The 13,448-nt window shown below is 68.3% G+C and carries 14 protein-coding genes and 3 pseudogenes; 7 read left to right on the plus strand and 10 right to left on the minus strand.

Translation table 11 applies throughout. The annotated features are described in order from the left end of the window. A pseudogene (locus ACWDA7_RS43200) lies at positions 1 to 428 on the plus strand (SRPBCC family protein); the annotation flags it as partial. 332 nt (positions 429 to 760) lie between these two features. On the opposite strand, the gene ACWDA7_RS43205 reads toward ACWDA7_RS43200, so the two are convergent. Then, positions 761 to 1,033, minus strand: coding sequence for a hypothetical protein (locus tag ACWDA7_RS43205; RefSeq protein ID WP_450612390.1), 273 nt, complete (start codon positions 1,031 to 1,033; stop codon positions 761 to 763). A 94-nt stretch (positions 1,034 to 1,127) separates the two neighbouring features. Here ACWDA7_RS43205 and ACWDA7_RS43210 point away from each other — a divergent pair. Next, a pseudogene (locus ACWDA7_RS43210) lies at positions 1,128 to 1,342 on the plus strand (IS256 family transposase); the annotation flags it as partial. 75 nt (positions 1,343 to 1,417) lie between these two features. On the opposite strand, the gene ACWDA7_RS43215 reads toward ACWDA7_RS43210, so the two are convergent. From ACWDA7_RS43215 to ACWDA7_RS43245, 7 genes and pseudogenes are all read right to left on the minus strand, one after another. Then, positions 1,418 to 2,473, minus strand: a complete 1,056-nt coding sequence (locus ACWDA7_RS43215; protein WP_450612392.1) for a fatty acid desaturase family protein — start codon at positions 2,471 to 2,473, stop codon at positions 1,418 to 1,420. Positions 2,474 to 2,509: 36 nt separating this feature from the next. Beyond that, positions 2,510 to 3,604 carry a ferredoxin reductase gene (locus ACWDA7_RS43220; RefSeq protein WP_450612394.1) on the minus strand — a complete coding sequence of 365 codons (1,095 nt, stop codon included), beginning with the start codon at positions 3,602 to 3,604 and terminating at the stop codon, positions 2,510 to 2,512. A 1,711-nt stretch (positions 3,605 to 5,315) separates the two neighbouring features. After that, positions 5,316 to 6,445 (minus strand): annotated as a pseudogene (locus ACWDA7_RS43225) (tyrosine-type recombinase/integrase). Further along, complete coding sequence (locus tag ACWDA7_RS43230) at positions 6,445 to 6,654, minus strand: excisionase family DNA-binding protein (protein ID WP_450612395.1); 210 nt, start codon at positions 6,652 to 6,654, stop codon at positions 6,445 to 6,447. Before ACWDA7_RS43230 ends, ACWDA7_RS43225 begins: the two are co-directional and overlap by 1 nt. A 2-nt stretch (positions 6,655 to 6,656) precedes the next feature. Then, positions 6,657 to 8,084 carry a replication initiator protein RepSA gene (repSA, locus tag ACWDA7_RS43235; RefSeq protein ID WP_450612397.1) on the minus strand — a complete coding sequence of 476 codons (1,428 nt, stop codon included), beginning with the start codon at positions 8,082 to 8,084 and terminating at the stop codon, positions 6,657 to 6,659. Continuing rightward, a complete protein-coding gene (locus tag ACWDA7_RS43240) occupies positions 8,081 to 8,482 on the minus strand; it encodes an XRE family transcriptional regulator (protein ID WP_450612399.1) in 402 nt (133 codons plus the stop codon). Before ACWDA7_RS43240 ends, repSA begins: the two co-directional genes overlap by 4 nt. Further along, on the minus strand, positions 8,479 to 8,652 hold the full coding sequence (locus ACWDA7_RS43245) for a hypothetical protein (protein WP_450612401.1): 174 nt from the start codon (positions 8,650 to 8,652) through the stop codon (positions 8,479 to 8,481). The genes ACWDA7_RS43240 and ACWDA7_RS43245 overlap by 4 nt, the downstream gene beginning before the upstream one ends. Positions 8,653 to 8,930: 278 nt before the next feature. Between ACWDA7_RS43245 and ACWDA7_RS43250 the strand changes: the two genes are divergently transcribed. Beyond that, positions 8,931 to 9,296 carry a GntR family transcriptional regulator gene (locus ACWDA7_RS43250; protein ID WP_450612403.1) on the plus strand — a complete coding sequence of 122 codons (366 nt, stop codon included), beginning with the start codon at positions 8,931 to 8,933 and terminating at the stop codon, positions 9,294 to 9,296. Between the two features lie 155 nt (positions 9,297 to 9,451). Then, positions 9,452 to 10,684: an XRE family transcriptional regulator gene (locus ACWDA7_RS43255; RefSeq protein ID WP_450612405.1), complete on the plus strand. Its 1,233-nt coding sequence runs from the start codon at positions 9,452 to 9,454 to the stop codon at positions 10,682 to 10,684. 45 nt (positions 10,685 to 10,729) lie between these two features. Here ACWDA7_RS43255 and ACWDA7_RS43260 read toward each other — a convergent pair whose 3' ends face one another. Further along, complete coding sequence (locus ACWDA7_RS43260; RefSeq protein ID WP_450612407.1) at positions 10,730 to 11,020, minus strand: hypothetical protein; 291 nt, start codon at positions 11,018 to 11,020, stop codon at positions 10,730 to 10,732. Between the two features lie 108 nt (positions 11,021 to 11,128). Here ACWDA7_RS43260 and ACWDA7_RS43265 point away from each other — a divergent pair, with 108 nt between their 5' ends. After that, the gene (locus ACWDA7_RS43265) at positions 11,129 to 11,632 is read left to right on the plus strand and encodes a GNAT family N-acetyltransferase (protein WP_450612409.1); all 504 of its coding nucleotides are present in this window, start codon (positions 11,129 to 11,131) and stop codon (positions 11,630 to 11,632) included. Positions 11,633 to 11,708: 76 nt separating this feature from the next. Here ACWDA7_RS43265 and ACWDA7_RS43270 read toward each other — a convergent pair whose 3' ends face one another. Next, positions 11,709 to 12,167, minus strand: a complete 459-nt coding sequence (locus ACWDA7_RS43270; RefSeq protein ID WP_450612411.1) for a hypothetical protein — start codon at positions 12,165 to 12,167, stop codon at positions 11,709 to 11,711. A gap of 94 nt (positions 12,168 to 12,261) precedes the next feature. Here ACWDA7_RS43270 and ACWDA7_RS43275 point away from each other — a divergent pair, with 94 nt between their 5' ends. Next, complete coding sequence (locus ACWDA7_RS43275) at positions 12,262 to 12,654, plus strand: hypothetical protein (RefSeq protein ID WP_450612413.1); 393 nt, start codon at positions 12,262 to 12,264, stop codon at positions 12,652 to 12,654. 455 nt (positions 12,655 to 13,109) lie between these two features. After that, positions 13,110 to 13,385: a CPCC family cysteine-rich protein gene (locus ACWDA7_RS43280; RefSeq protein WP_450612415.1), complete on the plus strand. Its 276-nt coding sequence runs from the start codon at positions 13,110 to 13,112 to the stop codon at positions 13,383 to 13,385. Positions 13,386 to 13,448 lie beyond the last annotated feature (63 nt).

A 13,448-nucleotide genomic window follows, 5' to 3' on the forward strand; every position in this document is an offset into this window, starting at 1 on the left:
AGACCGGCAACATCTGGCGCGCTCAGGGCCGCCGGGCTCGCCTCGACTTCAAGAACTTCGACCGCTTCATCACCCTCAAGGGCGAGGCGGAGGACAGCTGGCGCGGCGAGATCCACGACGGCGAGGTCGTCCGCACCCACGAGGATGCAATCGCCGAGGAGGAAGAAGGCGCCGAGGGCGAAGAAGAGGAACCCGAGGGCGAGTACGAGGAAGAGGAAGAGGAGACCGCGGAAGAGGAACCCGAGGGCGAGTACGAGGAAGAGGAAGAGGAAGCCGAGGAAGAGGGCAACGGCGAAGAGGAACCCGAGGGCGAGTACGAGGAAGAGGAAGCCGAAGAAGAGGGCAACGGCGAAGAGGAAGAAGAGGAGTACGAAGAAGAGGCTGACGAGCGCGAGGCCGAGCGGCCGCCCGCCGGGAGCCGGCGATGACGACACCCAGCAGGCTCCCGGATCCCTACGGGGCCCAGCAGCGGTGCCAGCCTCGCCGACATCCCCGACGCCGCTGCGCCGCCGACGACCCGACCTCTCCCGCGAGTCCCTGTGCGCCTCGGACGAGCGGTTCGCCCAGGCCGCCGGGGTCCTCCACCTCTGAGACCCTGAGATCTCGACGCACGATCATCGTTCCCATGCTCGCGACACCGCCGTCCCTGCGGCCCATTACATGATCGATCTATCACGTGCACCCGGACGAGTAAGCCGGAGACCCCCGACACGCCCATCGCGCGGATCGGGACAGACGAAGCGATTCGAATGCAGCTCCGTCACGCTGCGTGGATATCCGGTCTGACCTCCACGATGATGTCCGCGTCCGTCTCGTCGCCCTCCTCGTCGCGCCAGAGGAAGACCCGGACGTGCTTCGCCCGGGGAAAGCCGCGCATCTTCCACTCGGTCATCAGGTCGGCGACGACGAGGGCGACGGCAAACTGGGCGCCCTCGCTCGAATCGGCAGCTGTGATCGCGCCCCGCCACCGTTCGGGGTCGCTGCCGTAGGGGCGCCATCCCTCCGAGCCATGTGGCTCGAATACCCGGTACACCCCAGTCCGTCTCGGTGCCCATAACGCCGATCGTGTCACCTGGGAGCGCCCTGCGCCGTATCGGATCGACTGCGGCCGGGGTGGTCGAGGTGATACGTCCGCCACCGTCCCTCTCCGCCTGCGCACGACGGTCACCAAGGGCGCCGGCAGCGCGGCCGCCGCCTTGGCCGAGACATGGTCTTCAAACTCGTCGAATCCGCCCAGCAACGGTGGCTGGCCGTCAACGCACCCCACCTCGTCGCCCTCGTCCGCGCCGGAGCTCAGTTCGAACGCGGCCTGCTGGTCGAGCGTCGGAACCGCGTGGCGTAAGGCAGCATTCGGCGTTACCGGGCGGACTCCGAACGCCCTGCCCCGTGCGTCGGCGAACCGGCTGGTACGGGGGTGTTACGGGATCGCCATGCGCCAGATGCGGGCCCAGGTGGAGGCGTACTGGCGCAGCAGCGGGCCGGTGGTGTAGGGGATGCCGTACTTTTCGCATAGCTTGCGCACCCGGGGAGCGATCTCGGCATAGCGGTTGCTGGGCAGGTCGGGGAAGAGATGGTGCTCGATCTGGTGGCTGAGGTTTCCGGTGAGGATGTGCAGGAGAGGGCCGCCGTCGATGTTCGCCGAACCGAGTGCCTGCCGTACGTACCACTCGCCGCGCGACTCGCCCTCGATCTCGTCCTCGGTGAAGGATTCTGCACCGGCGGGGAAGTGGCCGCAGAAGATCACGGTGTGCGCCCAGATGTTGCGGGTGACGTTGGCGGTGAGGTTGCCGAGCAGGCAGGACAGGGCGGACGGGCCGGCCAGCAGCGGGAACAGGACGTAGTCCTTAGTGAACTGCCGTGCCACCTTGCGGGCCACACCTGCGAGGTCGCCCAGGAACGCGCGCACGGACTTGCGGCCCTGGACGACTGCCTCGGGCTCCAGGTCGTACAGCGCGATGGCCCACTCGAAGAGCGGTGCCAGCAGCGGCCCGCCGTAGAAGGGCTGGAGGAGATGGACGGGGCGCCAGGGCTGGTCCATGCTCATCCGCATGGCCACGTAGCCCAGGTCCCGGTCCCGGCCCACCACGTTGGTCCAGGTGTGGTGCAGGTCGTTGTGGGTGTGCTTCCAGGCGGCGGCCGGAGTGGGGAAGTCCCATTCCCAGGTGGTGGAGTGGATGGCCGGGTCGCGCATCCAGTCCCACTGTCCGTGCAGGATGTTGTGGCCCAGCTCCATGTTCTCCAGGATCTTGGCGGTGGTGAGCATCGCCGTCCCGGCCAGCCAGGCGGGCGGCAGCAGGGAGACGGCCAGTGCGGCCCGGCCGCCGACTTCCAGGGCGCGGTGCACCCTGATGAGGGTACGGATGTAGCGGGCGTCCTCGGCGCCGCGCTCGGCCAGCACCTCGGCGCGGATGTGGTCCAGTTCCTGCCCGAAGGCGTCGGCTTCGGGCGGCGCAAGAGCAAGCGCAGCGGCCACTGGTTCTCCCCTTCCTCAAGGCTCGACAGATCGGCTCTACAGGTCGATGTGCACGGGTCCACAGGCGGCCGACACGCAGGTCTGGATCAGGTCGCCCGGCTCGCCGTGTACGTCGCCGGTCCGCAGGTCGCGGACCCGGCCGGCGGACAGCGGGCTGACGCAGCTGTGGCAGATGCCCATACGGCAGCCGCTGGGCATGACGACACCCGCCGCCTCGCCGACGTCCAGCAGGGACGTGGCGGAGCCGGCGTCCGTCTCGACACCGCTGCGGGTGAAGCGCACCCGCCCGCCGTGCCCGCCCGATCCACTGCCCGGCGCGGCCGGTGACGGTGGCCGGAACCGCTCCAGGTGCAGCCGGTGCCGGGCATCCGCGTCGCGCCAGGTCCGCTCGGCGAACGCCAGCAGCCCTTCCGGCCCGCAGGCCCAGGTCTCGCGCTCCACCCAGTCAGGGCACACAGCGCCCAGGCGTACCCGATCCAGCCGCCCTTCCCGGCGGGTGTGGTGTTCGTACAGCGTGAACCAGCTCTCGCGGGCGGCAATGGCATGGAGCTCACCGCCGAAGACCACCCGGTCGGCGTCCGACGAGCTGTGCACCAGCACGGTGTCCGGGCGGCGGCCCGTGTGCCCGGCGAGCGCGCGCAGCATGGCCACCACGGGAGTGATGCCAATGCCGCCGGTCAGGAACAACAGGCGCGTGGGCGGCGGGTCGGGCAGCACGAAATCCCCCTGGACAGGACCCAGGCGCAGGGATTCCCGGGGCCGGACCCGGTGGGCCAGGTGCCGGGACACCCGCCCGCCCGGGACCGCCCGCACGGTGATCGCGAAACGCCGGGAGCCGTCCGGCGGGGTCGTGATCGAGTACGTCCGCCAGTGCAGTACGCCTTCGATGCCCACTCCCACCGGCACGTACTGCCCGGCCGCGCGATGCCCCGACCAGCCGCGCCCCGCCCGCACCACGAGCGTCGTCGCGTCCGCCGTCTCCGCCCGGACTACCTCCACCCGGCCCGCGGGCCACCTGGCCGACCACAGGGGATCGACGACCGCCAGAAAGTCATCAGGCAGCAACGGCGTGGTCAGCCGCCCGGCGCCCTGCCAGACGGGCCGCGCCACGTGCCGGAGCACACCCACCATTCCGCCTCCCCGTTCCTCGTCACTCTCCGATCACCTACGCTCACGCATCCGTGGAGGACCGGCAAGCCGGGTTGCTCCTTCCTTGACGGGCATGGCCCTGGCGCGAGCCGGCCGCCTACCCGCCCGCACTAACGACGACCTCGCGGCGCGGGTGTGGACACGCATGCATTCGATGCAGCCCCCGGCAACGGCTTGCCAAGCCCTTGTCCCCGGCATGTCCGACCGTCAGCCTGTCGGCGGTACCTGCGGTCCCCGCGGCCGATCCCGGGCATGGCGTCGTTGTGGCGAAGGCCCGCGATCCGTGCGTCATGCCGAATGCGGAGCCGGCGGATCAGGGCGATTCCGGCTCAGGGCCACCGGGCCGCCATCATGGCGAGGATCACCGCCACGGTGAGCGGTCTCCGTGGTTCTCAACTCCCTCGGCCTGAGGGCAAGGGCCCGTCGCGCTCAGTGGCGGGAGTGTGGCGGTGTGGGGTGTTGCGACGACCACTAGAAAGCGCCAGGCGGGGTAGGGCCTCTGTGCGTCGCAAGGGGTCTGCGCTGGAGGCGCTTTCGCGCCCGGCGCTGAGCTGGAGCCCCGCCCCGCTGGGGCCGGGACAGCCCGCCGGCGGGGCCTTCATGGGTCCGAGATGGGTCCGGAAGGACAGTGAAACCCCGTGAACGATCATCGCGGCCCGGGTATCTGCATGCCTGCTGACCTGCACAGACGGGGAAAACGGGGACGCTCAGGGAAGCCCGAGGCAACGCTCTGGCGAGCTCGTAATGCGTAGGTCTCGGGTTCGAATCCCGAAAGCGGCTCCACGAGAAAAGACCGGGTCAGTGTCTATGACCTGGCCCTTTCTCATTCCTTGATCGGTTCGTGGTCTACGCCACCGCCCCCGGACAGCCCTGGTGGTCCCTGCCCGTCCGGCCCGGCGAGCGCGCCTACGAGTTCGACCCCGACACCGGCGAGCCCGCCGCCGGCAGCGGACGCCCCTACCCGCACCCCGTCCTCCCGCGCGAGGTCGCCGCCCTGGAGGAGGAACGCTGCGGCCCCACGGCCCCTACCGCGACGCCTTCGGCCTGTGCACCGGCTGCGGCCTCAGAGGCCGCGTCGAACGCCGCTGCGCCGCCGACGACCCCGACCGCTCCCGCGAATCCCTGCGCGCCGCGTACGCCCAGCCCTGGAAGTGGGTGCCCTGCCCGCACGCCTGCTGCTACGTCGGCACGCCGGAGATCCGCCCGAGCATCCTGTACGGACTGGTTCCGCAGCTCAGCCCGAGCCGCTAGCCTGTGCACAGCGGTCCGGCAGGCCCGCGTAGACGGCCGAGGGCCCCGACCCCCTGATGGGGGCGGGGCCTTCGTCATCCCCAAAGGGTCTGCGGTGCTCACCGCTTCGCCGACCGCAGCTGACCTCAGTCGACTCCCCCGGCCTCCGTTCCCACAGGTCCGGGGGGCCCACATGGGGAACGTCAGGGGAACGGAAGGCCGAGTAAAGGCCGGGAACGATCCGACGGGTACGGAAGGCCGGACCGCGCTGACCAGCCAGAACAGTGAATCCGGGGGAAGATCATCACAGACGGGGCAGGTTATAGAGCCTCTCCTAAAGCGGGTGTCGCAGGTTCGAATCCTGCCGGGGGCACAACGCAAAGGGCCAGTTCAGAGGCTTGATCCCCTCGAACTGGCCCTTTCGCATGATCACGGGCGTGCCACTCGCGTGCCAGAAAGTCCGCTAAGAGTCCACGTCGCCCCGAGTCTCGCGGATCATCGAGCCGAGGCGATCGGCGATCTCTCGGTCGCGGCCGTTGACCATGTGCTGATAGATCAGCGCCGCCCGGGGCGTGCTGTGGCCCATCCGGGTCATCAGCTCACGCAGGCTCGCGCCGGATGCGGCGAGGGTGTTCCCGGTGTGTCGCAGATCGTGGAAGTGCACGTCTGCCGTGATCCCCGCCTTCTTCCTGGCCTTGATCCAGTCGTCTCGGAAGTTGCTGCGACGGAGCCGACCGCCCCGGGGCCCGAGGAAGACGTGATCGTCTCGGCCGGACCCGGAGTAGGCATCGAGGTGCCGCTTCACGTCCGGCAGGAGTTCAGTCGGGAAGGCCACCGGCCGGACACCGGCATCCGACTTCGGAGCCTTGTCGAAGAGAGCTCCCGTCTGCATCTCCGCCTGCGAGCGCTGAACCATGAGCACGGCGTTACCCATGGCGACGTCCCGCCGGCGGAGAGAGGCCAGCTCCCCGAAGCGCAGCCCAGTGAAGGCAGCCAGGAGAACGAGCAGCCGGTAGCGCTGGCCGATCGCGTCCGCCACGGCGTATACCTCGGTAACCGTGAGGATGGGCCGCTCTGGAACGTCGTAGCGGTCGGCGCCCTTGATCCGGCACGGGTTACGCCGAATCAGTTCATCATCGACGGCCGTGTTCAGGATCGCCCGCAAGATCTGATAGGCCTTGACCACGGTCGGCTCACCGGTCCGTTCAAGGCATGCCGTACGCCAGGTCCGGACCTGAGCCGTCGTGATCGAGGACAGAGGCCGCTCGCCAAAGGTGGGCAACAGGTGCAGTCGGATCACAATCTCGTGCCGCTCGCGCGAGCGGGCCGCCAGCTTCCGGTCTTTGAGCCAGGCAGTGGCGTACTCGCCGAAGCGGACCTTGCCCGCGTCAGGGTCGGCCCACTGACCGCGAGTGATGTCCGCCTCGATGTGAGTCAGCGCGACCTCAGCATCCGTCTTGGTGGCGTACGTCTCCTGTGCACTGCGGAACTGACCCGTGTTCGGATCACGGTAACGGGCTTGCCAGCGACCCGACTTGAGCTGTCGGACCGAACCGAACCGAACCGGCGCCGCCTGCCCTGGTTGTTCGCCATCAGGAAACCCTCCTGAGCGCCACAGACCGAACGGTCACCGGCTGCACGGTGCGGTCAGCGATGTAGGCAGACACGGCGCTCTCCGGGATGCGGACGTGCCGACCAACCTTGACAAAGGTGATCCGGCGTTCCTCGATCAGGCGACGAGGGAAGCGCACGGTCGTACCGAGGACTTCGGCAACCTCTTGCACGCTGAGGAGTCGGTCCATGCTCACCACTCCCCCTCTGCATCAAGATCTGACAGGTCGGCCAGAGCCTCACGCGCGGTCTCGCGGTTGAGGCGGAGATCCCGGGCGATCGATGCAGCGAGCCAGGATTCGCCGGGGGTGTGGCCGTGTCCGGCGTAGGTCCAGTGAGCGAGGATCAGAGTGGAGCCCTCCGTTTCGTCGAGATCTTCCGAAAGCCCGCGTTCGCGGCGTTCCTGCCGGGCGCGGTAGTCGGCGCGTACCTGACGCAGCGCGCCGAGCGTGGTGGAGTAGTGGCGGGACTTGGTGGAGAAGTGGCTGCGGAAGCCGAGCATGTGAGCCCACTTGGCCAGCAGCCGATCCGGGTAGGCGCCGTCCAGGTCCCAGCACGCCTCGATGAGTCGTCGTGTGTGCGCGGGCAGGCCGGGCAGCTTGTCCAACTCCGAGAGCTCCCCGATCCGGCGGTCGACCGTGCCGGTGGTCTCGGCCGCCTTCGTGGCGTACTTGGCCACGTACGAGGCCACGGCCTGTTCCGTCAGCTCCTCATGCCCCAGGGCGCCGATGGGCTGCACGTCGACCTGCGAGCCCCACCGCAGACTGCGGGCGGGGAAGTCCCCGGCGGCGGGCACCGGCACGGAGACCCGAGCGGCGGCAGCGCGGATCGCGTCGTCCAGGAGCGCGACCGTGGCCCAGGCCGGCGGGGAGCTGTCGGGACCGTCGGGTCCGTCCAGGCGCACCACGGCGTGGAAGTGCACGGCCCCGCGCTTTTGGAACTCGGCGACCTTGCCGAAGGAGACCCGGCACACCTCCTTCAGGGCGGACTGGGTCAGGCCCGCGCGGGTGGCGATCTCGCGGCGCAGGTAGATGGTGAAGCGCCGCCACAGATCCCCGGCGTGGTTGTTCCACAGCACGGCCCCGGCGTAGTCGTACCGCTCCGGGCCGAGCGCCGTGCCCAGCGCCGGGTCATCGTCGGCGTGCCGGGCGCCGCACCGGCAGCGGCCGGAGTCGGGCCGGTTGTGGACGGGCCCGAACGAGGGCGCGGTGAGAGTCGCGAAGACGCGGGGGTGGTCCCGGACCGTGGCGGGCACATCCTTGCGTTCGTCGCCGGTGATCCCGGCACGGATCAGGTGGTAGGTATCGCCCGCGTACGTCCAGGCGCACGAGGGGCAGCGGGAGGCGCGCCGGTTGCCGCAGGCGACGCGGAGCCGTCCGCCCGGCTCCAAGTCGGTGCTGTAGGAGTACAGGACGTCGCCGGTCTTGGCGTCACAGGTGACCGTCTGGCCCACCAGGTGGATGGGGTTGGAGCAGCCGCCCGTGCGGCGGACTTGTTCCTGCCAGCGGTCGAAGCCCGGCGCGTTGGCGACCCGGAGCAGGTCGGCGAGGGTGAGGGGGTCGGTGCCCAGGGAGGCCGCAGCACCGGCCACGGCCTCCGGGGCGACGGGGAAGACCGTCACGCAGCCACCACCGTTTCGAGCTGGGCCGCCAGGTCCGACACCAGGTGCTCCAAGGCGTCGATGCGGTCGGCGAGCGTCGCGTTGCCGGTACGGGTGAAGCCGAGGGCATCGGGTGTGGCCCGGAACAGGACGCAGAGGAGGACCTGGTAGGTCTGGCTGGGCCGGTTGACGCCGTTCTCCCATCGGGAGATCTGCACCGTGAGGGAGCTCTCGGCAGCCACCTCCCAGCCCCAGCTCTCGGCCAGCAGACGCAGCGCCCGCACGACCTTGCGCTGAGACCAGCCACGAGCCACCCGAGCACGACACAGCGGAGCGTCCGTAGCCCGGAGCGCGCTACGCAAGGGCTGCACCGGCGGCGCGGCCGCGTCGGTCAGCGGTGTGATCACGGCGAGGCTCATGCCTGCACCCCCGCTTCCACGACCTCGGCGCCACCGCAGGTGGGACACCAGATCTGAAACTCGGAGGTGTCGTAGCCGGTGCCGCCGCAGTCCAGGCAGTTGATCCAGTCCCGGTCCGCGAAGTAGAAGCGGCAGAACTCCGCGTCGGCGCAGCGAGGCTCCGCACACACAGGGCAGCAACGGCCCGACGTGGAACGGCGGATGGGCTCGGGGCGCGGGGCCGGTAACGGTAGTACTGGCGAAATGTGCGGGGCGGTCAGCGTTGCGGGCATGATGGAGGCTCCCTTTGTGGGACGAAGGAGGGCGGCGGCTTGCTTGGCGGTAGGTGCGTCGCCCTCCGGAGTACGGCCAGTGGCCGCGTGGCTTAGCTTGCTATATAGCAGACTAGATCACAAGAGATAGTGCGGCATACGCTGTGCTACGTCGCCGTGCTCGGTACTCTCGGCGCATGACGGTTGAAGCCCACGACCCCAGGCCCAAGAAGGTGCAGATCGCCGACGCCTTGCGCGAAGAGATCGCAGCGCTGCCGGCGGGGTACCGGCTTGCGTCGCTGCGCGAGCTGGCCGACCGGTTCAAGGTCACCACGGTGACGGCGGGCAACGCGCTCAAGGTGCTCGCGGACGAGGGCGTGATCGTCTCGGTCCCCACCCGGGGGTACTTCGTGCAGTCCCCGCCGAGCGCTGGCGAAGCCGGGCAGGAGGCCGGCGGGCCGGTTAACCGAGATGAGATCAACGCTATCCACTCCGAGATTCAGCAACTTGCTGCTCGAGTAGCCGAGTTGGAGAAGCGCGCCCAGTCCCCGAGCAGTGCCTGACTAGTGATCCACCATGCGTGAGGCGCCTCGGACGCACTAGGGACAGGCGTGGTGTCACCGGGGGACAGCCTTGGTGCCAACCCCCTGTCACCCCCCGTGTCACCAGCTCTCTGAATGCCAGACTCGAAGGCAGGCACCCGACGGGAGGGCAGCACATGAGTGACGAACGGCCAGCATGGGCACGACGGCTTTCCTCGGAGCGCGAGGCCCGGCAGTGGTCACAGGCCGAAGTGGTGGCCGCGCTGCGGGCGCACGCACCCAAGCCCCTGCCCGAAGGCTCCAGCATGGTGCGGCAGTGGAAGCGCTGGGAGTCCGGTGAGGTCATGCCGAGCGACTTCTACAAACCGATCATCGCCGCCACCTTCGGCACCGTCACCCACGCAATCTTCCCCGTAGCCGGTCAGCGAGACGGAAATGCCGAGATCGTCGCCGCCAGCGGCATGGAAACACTCGACATCATCAGCAGATTGCAGGCGTCCGACGTCGACAGCGCCACGCTGGACGCGCTCCGCATCACGGCCGATCGACTGTGCTCCGAGTACCCGTACCTGCCAGGCGCTCAGCTCGCTGCCGAGGGTAGGCAGTGGCTCAAGCGAGTCGCCGGACTCCAGTCCCAACGGCTCACGCTCGCACAGCACCGCGAAGTCCTCACCCTGTCCGGGTGGCTCGCACTCCTGATCGGATGCGTCGAGTACGACATGGGCGACCGGGCCGCGGCCGAGAGCACGCGGAAGGCAGCCCTGTCTTTAGCGCATGAGTCCGGTAACGCAGAGATCGCCGGTTGGGCTCACGAGATGCGTGCCTGGTTCGCCCTCACCACGGGCGACTACCGCGGAATCCTCGCCGCCTCGCAGGCCGGGACGGAGGCCGCTCCCACGCAGGGCGTAGCGGTACAACTCGCCGCCCAGGAGGCGAAGGGATGGGCACGGCTGGGCGACCGCCGACAGACCGAGGTGGCGCTCGATCGAGGCCGCAAACTCCTTGAAGGGATGCCGTATCCCGAGAACCTCGATCACCACTTCGTGGTGGACCCGGCGAAGTTCGACTTCTACGCCATGGACTGCTACCGGCTACTCGGAGAGGACCGGTTCGCCGAGAACCTCGCCCGCGAAGTGATCAGGGCGGCCACCGACTTCGACGGGTCCGAGCGATCACCGATGCGGATGGCGGAGGCGAGGATCACCCTCGGCGTTGTCGCCGCACGACAGGGCGACTTGGACCAGGCCGTGAACTACGGCGAATGGGCCCTGAAGGGCGACCGCCAGTCGCTGCCGTCCCTGCTCATGGTCAGCCGCGAGCTAGCAGCCATCGTCAACCGAGACTTCGCCACCGAGCCGACCGGCCGTGAGTACCTCGATCACCTCACCACACTGAGCCGTGCAAGCTAGTAGTCGGGGCGCCCGGGGGTGAGAATCCCCCGGGCGACCCGACTACTACCGGCTCGTCAGACCATCACGCCATCGTCTAGCGGCTTCAGGCCGGTCCTCACGCGCGTGAGGAGCCGACTCGATGAGATGCAGGAGGACCCAGGCCACGCCGAAGCATTCGTCGTCGCCGAAGCAGTCCGCCAGGGCATGGGCCTCCTCATCGGTCACGGGGCGCTCAATGAGATCCAGAAGAGCTCCCGCACGTTCGACGGCCTCCTCAAGAGCCTCGTCGGGCTCGCCGTCCTCGGACGGGAGTTTGCCCAGGGCGGTGAAGTCAGCAACCTCCGGACGGATCACGACACACCCTTCCTGCCATTGGGATGGAGCCGACGTGGCGGCCTCACCGCAGGCTACGAGACGGGAGACCCTCGCAGATCGTGATGATCCGTGGAGCAGAGTAGGGGCATGACTACGTACGAGACGATGCCGTTTTACCTTGAGACCGAGCGGCTGATACTGCGGCCGTGGGCTGAGTCGGACGCGGCTGAGTTCTGCGCCCTCCTCTCCGAACGCGGCAAGGGGACCCCTGCGGTTGAGCGCATCCGGACGTCCATCGCGGAGCTGCTCGCCGCGACGGCGACCACGGGGATCGCCCTGTTGCCCATCCAGCGCCGCGCCGAAGGCGACTTCATCGGCTACTGCGGACTGATCATTGGCCGCTCGACCCTGGAGGAGCCGGAAATCGCATATGAGCTGTTCCAGCGCGTGCATGGGCACGGCTATGCCACCGAGGCAGCCAGCGCGGTGCTCGATGCCGCCATCGCAACTGGGCGGAAACGACTCTGGTCGACCGTCGGCACGTGGAACACACCGTCGCTCCGTGTCCTGGAGAAGCTCGGGTTCGAGCGGGATCACGTTTCCATGGAAGACAACGGTGAAGTGGTCTGGCTCACGCGCCCGTTGCCGTGACGTGAGAGCAATGCTCCCGGGGCTTACCAGCAAGATTAGTGAGCGTCAGTGAGCGGATCGGCTGTTGGTTAGGGGATCAGGTGCTCGATGACCAGCCTGGGAAAGTGAGATCGTCTGCTGACACGGCCCACGCTGGCTCCGTGTTCGAGCCGGGACCGTCGAGGACCTGCACGTCGAACGGGCTCATGTCGTTCTCCGCGTCCCGCGCGGTGAAGCCAGCGGCCGTCAGGATGGCGATCATCGCCGCGGCCATTGCGGCCGAGGCTGCGCCCTGGTGGTGCAGTGCCGGGTCGTCCAGACGGTGGTGTCGAAGCGCGTCCAATGCCTTCCGGCGCAGTTGAGGGCTAGTGTTCCAGCTCACGAACACGGCACCGTTGCCATCCACCATGGCGAGGGTCACCTCGGCCCCCACCATCAATTCGGGTGCCAGGTCGGGCACCACCACCGGTAGGCCGGCCGCTGTCAGCTCGTTACGGACCCGGCGGGCCAGTCGTTCCAGAGCCGTTCTGGCATCTTCGTGTGCTCTCTCCGCCATGTCCGCAAGCTATCCGATGCTCCCTAGGGTCGCGTCTCAGCCGATGGCTGACGGCTCGGCTCTGGAGTTCCCTAGTTCTCGGTAGCGTGCGGGCATGGCGGAGGCGACGAAGAGCAGGGGACCGTTCCGACGGCCGAGCGACCTGCACGATGTGTACGAGTTCCTGGACGAGGTGCGCCTCCGACCGAGCATGTGGGTTCGGCGCGGCTCTCTGCTGCACCTGGACTCCATGCTGACTGGTTTCTGGGTCTCATCGGAGATCCACGGCGTCGAGGAGCCGTTCGTCTTCGGAAGCGGTGGCGGGCCGTTTGCCGAGTGGCTGTGGAAGCGGTTGGGCATGTCGTATCCCAGCCCGTTGGGCTGGGCCGTCGAGATTGAACGCGCAGCTGAGGAGTCCGGGACGTCGGCAATGGAGTTGTTCTTCGTCCTCCTTGATGAGTTCCGTGCCGAACGCAGACAGCTTGCCCGAGAGCCTGCGGAGGAATGAGTAATCGCGGCGCGCAAGCTATGGCCCGTTACGGGTTTCTCTACCTCATCAAGTGCCCGCGCGAGCGCGGGCTGGCCCTTGGGCTTTGGCCCCTCTGCGCCTTCGGCGCCGGGGCCAAGCCCCGGGCCGCAGCGAGTGCGGGCCCGAGTCGAGAACGGTAAACACCCTGATGGGCCGGTTGGCTCCGAGACTTTAGGCAGCCACCATGGGGCGAGCCTCGAAGATCATGGCCCCAACGTCGTGCTTTAACGGGCAGGTCCACAGACTGCCCGACTCGCCGGAAGCTTACGGGGCCATGATCACTCGCCCCATGGCAGCTCCCGCCCAAAGTCTCGGAGCCAACCTCTCAGCGTGGTCGACCACAGGCCGGCGGCTCTCCAGGTTTGCACGACAGAGGTCCCGAGTGTTCTGAGCACCGATGCAGCAGTGACAATGCCGCCATGCTGGAACCCTTCATGAACGTTGTTGGCGGACCCGAAGACGGGCCGTATCGGTGCCCCTGTTGCGGCTACCTCACCCTGGGGCAACGAGGGGGCTTCGAGATCTGCCACGTCTGTTTTTGGGAGGACGACGGTCAAGACGAGCACGATGCCGATGCGGTCCGAGGTGGCCCGAACGGTTCGCTGAGCTTGACCAAGGCTCGGGAGACCTTTCGAACCGTCGGAGCGTGTGACGCTCGATTCACCCAGTCAGTTCGTGTGTTGACCGTCTTTCGTTCTGCTGATGTGTGACCCGGGTGCGTCGTTGGCTGTGCCGATCTGAGGTCTGGGGTTCGCGGGGGCTTGTCGTCCTTG

Source organism: Streptomyces sp. NPDC001156, assembly GCF_053598275.1.

Excerpts from the sequence above, each read along its gene's own strand:
- ACWDA7_RS43220 (WP_450612394.1), bottom strand. The coding sequence starts at position 3,604 with ATGGTGGGTGTGCTCCGGCACGTGGCGCGGCCCGTCTGGCAGGGCGCC.
- ACWDA7_RS43230 (WP_450612395.1), bottom strand. The coding sequence starts at position 6,654 with ATGGACCGACTCCTCAGCGTGCAAGAGGTTGCCGAAGTCCTCGGTACG.
- ACWDA7_RS43240 (WP_450612399.1), bottom strand. The coding sequence starts at position 8,482 with ATGAGCCTCGCCGTGATCACACCGCTGACCGACGCGGCCGCGCCGCCG.
- ACWDA7_RS43250 (WP_450612403.1), top strand. The coding sequence starts at position 8,931 with ATGACGGTTGAAGCCCACGACCCCAGGCCCAAGAAGGTGCAGATCGCC.
- ACWDA7_RS43255 (WP_450612405.1), top strand. The coding sequence starts at position 9,452 with ATGAGTGACGAACGGCCAGCATGGGCACGACGGCTTTCCTCGGAGCGC.
- ACWDA7_RS43265 (WP_450612409.1), top strand. The coding sequence starts at position 11,129 with ATGACTACGTACGAGACGATGCCGTTTTACCTTGAGACCGAGCGGCTG.
- ACWDA7_RS43270 (WP_450612411.1), bottom strand. The coding sequence starts at position 12,167 with ATGGCGGAGAGAGCACACGAAGATGCCAGAACGGCTCTGGAACGACTG.
- ACWDA7_RS43275 (WP_450612413.1), top strand. The coding sequence starts at position 12,262 with ATGGCGGAGGCGACGAAGAGCAGGGGACCGTTCCGACGGCCGAGCGAC.
- ACWDA7_RS43280 (WP_450612415.1), top strand. The coding sequence starts at position 13,110 with ATGAACGTTGTTGGCGGACCCGAAGACGGGCCGTATCGGTGCCCCTGT.